Genomic DNA, 6,357 nt, shown 5'->3' with positions numbered 1-6,357 from the left:
CCTGGAAGTTGAACTGCTGACCACCGCCGCGACCGAAGCCGCTGAACGCGTCATCAAACCCACCCTGGGGTCCACCGGCACTAAAGCGTGCTCCGGAACCCATGGCGCGGATCTGGTCGTACTCTGCCCGCTGCTCCTTGTCGGAGAGCACGGAGTAAGCCTCAGAAATTTCCTTGAACTTGGCTTCCGCCTTGGCATTGCCTTGGTTGGAGTCCGGGTGGAATTCGCGAGCAAGCTTGCGATAGACCTTCTTCAGTTCTGCTTCCGAAGCGTCCTTGGAGACGCCGAGGACTTTATAAAAGTCTTTATCGAACCAATCTTGACTGGCCATATGCGCCTCCTTTCTTATGTGTTGTTTCGGAAAATTTAGTCTGCAGGAACAGCGACGACAACCTTAGCCGCGCGAACCTGTGTGAGGCCGAGCATGTAGCCGGTCTCAACAACATCCAGCACTGTCTCTGCAGTTGCACCGGGTGTGGGCTGCTGCAGAATTGCTTCGTGCTGGTTGGGGTCAAAGACATCGCCTGCTGCACCATAGGCAACAAGACCGAGGCGCTCAGTCACACCGCGAAGCTTGCCGGCGATGGCTGCCAGGGCGGAGCCCTCAGTCAGATCGCCGTGCTTCTCGGCGCGATCGATGTCATCAAGAACGGGAAGAAGAATCTTCACCGTGTCACTGATGATGCGTTCGCGTTCGATTTCACGGTTAGCTTCAGTGCGCTTACGGTAGTTGGCGTATTCAGCGGTGACGCGCTGCAAGTCAGCTAGACGCTCTGCTGCCAGATCACTTTCTGCCTCTTCAAGGAAAGAAAGGTCGGCATCTGTCAGAGAGGTCTCAACATCAGCATCTTCTAAAGAGATGCCTTCAGCGTTGTCGTATCCAGGATCTTCAACAAAACCGGCGTTCTCGCCAGCCCCGTTGGAATCCCCTGCGGAGGAGCCCCCGTTCAGGGGCTCCTCTACTGGGTTCTCGTTCTGGTCGGACATGCTTACTTAGCGTCTTTCTCAGACGATCCGTCAGCCTCGTCGTCTTCGACAACTTCAGCATCAACAACGTCATCATCCGATGCGGCTTCGCCTTCGGCAGCGCCTTCAGCGCCACCCTCAGCTTGGCCAGCTGAATAGATTGCTTCGCCGAGCTTGCCCTGGCTTTCCATGAGCTTGTCATAAGCAGTCTTTACTGCTGCGTCATCCTCACCTGCGAGAGCAGTCTTGAGTTCGTCAACATCGCCCTGGACCTCGTTCTTGACGTCCTCGGGGAGCTTGTCTTCGTTCTCCTTGATGAGCTTCTCGATGGAGTAAGCAAGCTGCTCAGCACCGTTGCGGGTCTCTGCAGACTCGCGACGTGCCTTGTCTTCTGCTGCGTGCTCTTCAGCTTCACGAACCATGCGCTCGATGTCTTCCTTGGGAAGAGAAGAGCCACCGGTGATCGTCATCGACTGCTCCTTACCGGTGCCCTTGTCCTTAGCGGACACGTGCACGATACCGTTGGCGTCGATGTCGAAGGTGACCTCAACCTGAGGAACACCGCGAGGTGCTGGTGCGATACCGCTGAGCTCGAAGTTACCCAGTGACTTGTTGTCACGAGTGAATTCACGCTCACCCTGGAATACCTGGATAGATACCGAGGGCTGGTTGTCATCAGCAGTGGTGAAGGTCTCCGAACGCTTGGTGGGGATCGCAGTGTTGCGCTCGATGAGCTTGGTCATCATGCCACCCTTGGTCTCGATACCGAGACTCAATGGGGTGACGTCGATGAGCAGAACATCCTTACGCTCGCCACGAAGAACACCAGCCTGAAGTGCAGCACCAACGGCAACTACTTCATCAGGGTTTACTGTCTTGTTGGGTTCCTTGCCACCGGTGAGCTTCTTGACCAGTTCTGCCACAGCAGGCATACGGGTCGATCCACCAACGAGGACAACGTGAGCAATGTCGCTGACCTTGACGCCGGCTTCCTTGATGACATCCTCGAATGGCTTCTTGGTGCGAGCAATGAGGTCTTCTGTCATCGACTCGAACTGTGCACGGGTGAGGGTCTCATCGAGGTTGGCTGGGCCGTTCTCGGTCAGAGAGAGGTAAGGCAGCTGAATGCTGGTGCTCATGGAGGAGCTGAGCTCCTTCTTTGCCTGCTCAGCAGCTTCCTTCAGACGCTGCAGAGCGATCTTGTCCTTGGACACGTCAACACCGGTGGTCTCCTTGAACTTCTTGATCAAGTGCTCCACGATGCGCTGATCCCAGTCGTCACCACCGAGGCGGTTGTCACCGGAGGTTGCTCGAACCTGGATGGTTGAGAAGTCGTCATCCTTACCCACTTCGAGCAGGGAAACGTCGAACGTTCCACCGCCGAGGTCGAATACGAGAATGAGCTCGTCTTCCTTACCCTTGTCGAGACCGTAAGCCAGAGCAGCTGCGGTGGGCTCGTTGATAATACGCAGAACGTTCAGACCTGCGATCTCACCGGCATCCTTGGTTGCCTGACGCTCAGCGTCGTTGAAGTAAGCAGGAACGGTGATCACGGCGTCGGTGACGGTGTCACCGAGGTAGGTCTCAGCGTCGCGCTTGAGCTTGCCTAGAATACGAGCGGAAACTTCCTGAGGGGTGTACTTCTTGTCGTCAATCGCAACGGTCCAGTCGGTACCGATGTGACGCTTGACCGACGCAATGGTGCGGTCAACGTTGGTCACAGCCTGACGCTTCGCGGGCTCTCCAACGAGTACTTCGCCATCCTTGGTGAACGCTACTACCGAGGGGGTAGTGCGGAAACCTTCAGCGTTGGCGATAACGGTGGGCTCGCCACCTTCGAGTACGGCAACGACCGAGTTGGTCGTTCCGAGGTCAATGCCTACTGCACGTGACATGTGTTTTTCTCCTTGTTTCTCCCCGGCTTGTGGCCGGAAGTCCAGTGTTTATATGAAGTCTGTTCAAGACTTGAGTCTCGATGTATCAAGTTTGCCACTGGAACAACATGGAGTCAAGCGTTCACAGCAAATCTTGAGCTTTCTCGACTCAACTTTGGATTCATGGGTTGTTTACCCCAAGTTCTTCCCCGTAACTGCGCAGGCAAGATACCCTGAACTCATGTCAAGCACCGGCGCTGCAGTTGTCCCTGTCCCCCGCAAACAAGTCATCTCATGGGCTCTCTGGGACTGGGGAACTTCCGCCTTCAGTGTGCTCATCACGACATTTGTCTTTGCTCGATACATCGTCTCGAGCTACTTCATCGATCCCAAGATTGTTGCTGCTTACGAAGCTGCTGGTGGCGAGGGTGTGGCCACCGGCCCCGCTTTGGCTAACTTCCAAGCAGCCGAGGCCAACCTCACCAGTTGGGTTGGATGGGCATTGGCCATCGGTGGAGTGGCAGTCGCCGCGATTGCACCCGTCGTCGGTCAACGCACCGACGCTGGCGGTAAGCGTAAATTGTGGCTGGGAATCAACACCGGCATCGTGATCGCGGCTACAGCTGCCATGTTCTTTGTTGAAGGAACGCCCCAGTTCTTTGCCCTCGGAATTGTGCTGCTCACCATAGGCAATGTGTTCTACGAAATGGCCAATGTGAACTACAACGCCATGCTTCTTCAGGTCTCCACGCCCAAGAACATGGGACGCGTCTCAGGCTTTGGATGGGGCATGGGTTACTTCGGTGGCATCGTTGTGCTCTTGATTGCACTCGTCGGATTCATCCTGGGTGATCCCCCCTACTGGTTTGGTGTGACGACCGACGGCGGAATGAATATCCGTGTGGTGGCCGTCTTTGGCGCCCTCTGGGCTCTGGCGTTCTCTTTGCCCGTCCTGTTCAATGTTCCCGAGAACATTGCCACCCACCCAGGTAAAAAGGCTGGCATCATCGAGTCTTACAAAATCTTGTTCCGCAAAATTGCAGACCTGTACAAGAACTCACGCCCCACCTTCTACTTCCTCCTGGCTAGTGCCGTCTTCCGTGACGGTCTCGCAGCAGTCTTTGCTTTCGGTGGCATCTTGGCAGGAACAGTGTTCGGACTCAGCTTTACTGAAGTCATTCTCTTCGCCATTGGCGGCAACCTCGTTGCCGGTATTGGCGTGCTGTTCTCAGGCTGGATTGATGACAAGATCGGCTCCAAGCGCGTTATTGTCATCGCGCTTATCGGATTGGTCCTCACCGGTATCGGCCTGTTTATTTTCCACGATGGTGGCGCAACTGCCTTCTGGATAGGCGGCCTCATGCTCACCTTCTTCGTCGGCCCCGCTCAAGCATCTGCTCGAGCTTTTCTTGGACACCTTGCTCCCGAAGGTGAAGAGGGTGAGATCTTTGGCCTCTATGCCACTACTGGTCGAGCCGTGAGCTTCCTCGCACCCACACTCTTTGCGATTTTCGTCAGCGCCTTCGGAGCTACCTACTTCGGCATCCTTGGAATCGTGATTGTCCTGCTGGCAGGTTTGCTGTTGATGATTCCCCTGCGCGCAAAGTTCATTCGCTAAGAACGAGGAAACGGCGCCCACTGGTATTGAGGAATGCCGTAGTCGAGTTCTGCACCCAGTTCTGCTGCCGCGCGCAGAGCGAAATGTGGGTCGCGCAGAGTCTCTTTACCGATCAACACGGCATCAGCACGTCCTGACTCCACAATTTCATTCGCCTGCTGAGCTGTGGTGATCATGCCCACAGCTGCCACGGGCAGGTGTGCATGTTCTTTCACGTAGTGCGCCATCGGAACTTGGTAGCCAGGTCCCGTTGGAATCTTGGCCTCCGCAACGAGCCCACCGGTTGAAATGTCCACAGCATCTACACCGAGGTCTTTGACCCAGTCTGTGACAATGCTGGTTTCTTCTTCGTTCCAGCCACCCTCAACCCAGTCGGTTGCCGAGAAGCGAACAAACAACACGGGTTCTTCGCCAATCTCTGCACGCACTGCTCGAACAATGTCGAGCAGCAGACGTGCTTGAGGGGTCCGCCGAAGTCATCACTGCGCTCGTTTGTCAGAGGTGAAAGGAATTCGTGGATCAGGTAGCCATGGGCTGCGTGAATCTCCAGAACCTTGAACCCTGCTTCCACAGCCCGTCGAGCTGAAGCAGCAAAGTCCGCCACAACTTGACCAATCTGTTCTTCACTCATGGCGTGCGCCTGGGCATAGCCCGTGAACGCGTTTGCAGAAGGTCCCAGCGTCTGCCAACCACCTTCCTCGACAGGCACGGTTCCATCGATTCCGTCATAGCCCCAGCCTGGGTAGGTCGAAGCTTTGCGTCCTGCGTGCGCGAGCTGAATGCCGGGGGCAACACCCTGTGCTGACATGAATGCGGTGATGGGCTTGAAAGCAGCAACCTGTTCGTCGTTCCAGATGCCTAAGTCGTGGAAAGAGATGCGCCCTTCAGGGTTCACTGCAGTTGCTTCCACAATGATGAGTCCTGCTCCACCGAGTGCCATGGCACCATAGTGCGCGGTGTGGAAGGAGGTAGGGATACCGTCTTTGCCCAGGGCGCTATACATACACATCGGTGGCACCCACACCCGGTTACGGATGGTGAGGTTACGAACGGTGAAGGGTGTGAAGAGCGCAGGTTGGGTCATAACTCCACGCTACTCTCTAAGCCAGTTGAAACTTCTTGCCATCCACTTCAACGTCGATGCGAAGGGTTCCACCCATGGCCTCCACATATTTGCGCAACGTATCAACCTGAGACTTCTCTATGTCACCGTGTTCAATTCGAGAGATGCGGTTCTGGCTAACGTGTAACTGTTGTGCAAGTTCAACCTGAGTTATCTGAAGTTCTTTGCGGAGTTCCTTGAGACGGTATGCACGCACTTCCGCCATCATGCGCTTCTTATGCGCTTCAACCTGGGCAGGGTCAGAGGGGTACTCAGCAAATAGTTGCTCTGGACTCAACATCACTGTGCCTGCTTTCTTTTCTCTACATGTTCCGTATATAGCTGGTCAGCTTTCCGAATGCTGGTCCGGTACCACTTTGACCATGTTCCCGACTTGTCACCTGCGACCAACATGATTGCTTTTCGGTCTGGATCAAAAACAAACAAGATTCTAAGTTCACTCCGGCCAGATGACCCTGGTCGAAGTTCTTTCATGTTCTTATGTGCTGATCCGTTGACAGAATCAACAAGCGGGCGGCCTAGCTGTGGACCTTCGGACTCAAGTAGCTCAATTGCTGCCTGAACCTGTGCCCTTGAGTTGATATCCAGCCTGGAGAACCAGATCTTGATCAACTCAACGTCAACTTCCCACGTCACCATAATACAACCTTCAAGTTATATAACTCAAGAGGTGTATATGCTCACCTCGGAAATGAACTCTGGCAGAACAAACAGATCCCCAACTCGAAGAGTTGGGGATCCGTTGACATCTCGAATTGCACCGAACTGTGCAGAAC

General features: G+C 54.9%; 6 protein-coding genes and 1 pseudogene. 1 reads left to right on the top strand and 6 read right to left on the bottom strand.

Annotated elements, in window-relative coordinates:
* From RR877_RS09495 to dnaK, 3 genes are all read right to left on the bottom strand, one after another.
* Window positions 1-331 (bottom strand): DnaJ domain-containing protein (locus RR877_RS09495; RefSeq protein WP_332628039.1); only part of this gene is annotated, 331 nt, incomplete at its 3' end.
* A gap of 35 nt (window positions 332-366) precedes the next feature.
* Window positions 367-987, bottom strand: coding sequence for a nucleotide exchange factor GrpE (gene grpE / locus RR877_RS09490; protein ID WP_332628037.1), 621 nt, complete (start codon window positions 985-987; stop codon window positions 367-369).
* Window positions 988-989: 2 nt separating this feature from the next.
* On the bottom strand, window positions 990-2,861 hold the full coding sequence (dnaK, locus tag RR877_RS09485; protein WP_332550536.1) for a molecular chaperone DnaK: 1,872 nt from the start codon (window positions 2,859-2,861) through the stop codon (window positions 990-992).
* A gap of 52 nt (window positions 2,862-2,913) precedes the next feature.
* Between dnaK and RR877_RS09480 the strand changes: the two genes are divergently transcribed.
* Complete coding sequence (locus tag RR877_RS09480; RefSeq protein WP_332628035.1) at window positions 2,914-4,458, top strand: MFS transporter; 1,545 nt, start codon at window positions 2,914-2,916, stop codon at window positions 4,456-4,458.
* Here the strand turns inward: RR877_RS09480 and RR877_RS09475 are convergent.
* The 3 genes and pseudogenes from RR877_RS09475 to RR877_RS09465 all read right to left on the bottom strand — a co-directional run bounded on the left by RR877_RS09475 (window position 4,455) and on the right by RR877_RS09465 (window position 6,220).
* Window positions 4,455-5,542 (bottom strand): annotated as a pseudogene (locus RR877_RS09475) (NADH:flavin oxidoreductase/NADH oxidase). The gene RR877_RS09480 and the pseudogene RR877_RS09475 overlap by 4 nt on opposite strands.
* A 16-nt stretch (window positions 5,543-5,558) precedes the next feature.
* Window positions 5,559-5,861, bottom strand: a complete 303-nt coding sequence (locus RR877_RS09470; protein WP_280800720.1) for a helix-turn-helix transcriptional regulator — start codon at window positions 5,859-5,861, stop codon at window positions 5,559-5,561.
* On the bottom strand, window positions 5,861-6,220 hold the full coding sequence (locus RR877_RS09465; RefSeq protein ID WP_110234738.1) for a type II toxin-antitoxin system RelE/ParE family toxin: 360 nt from the start codon (window positions 6,218-6,220) through the stop codon (window positions 5,861-5,863). Before RR877_RS09465 ends, RR877_RS09470 begins: the two co-directional genes overlap by 1 nt.
* Window positions 6,221-6,357 lie beyond the last annotated feature (137 nt).

Origin of the sequence: Aurantimicrobium sp., assembly GCF_036667855.1 — a bacterium.
Taxonomy (GTDB): domain Bacteria; phylum Actinomycetota; class Actinomycetes; order Actinomycetales; family Microbacteriaceae; genus Aurantimicrobium.
Note: the sequence above shows the minus strand (reverse complement) of the source record. Positions and strands in the feature narration are given on the sequence as shown.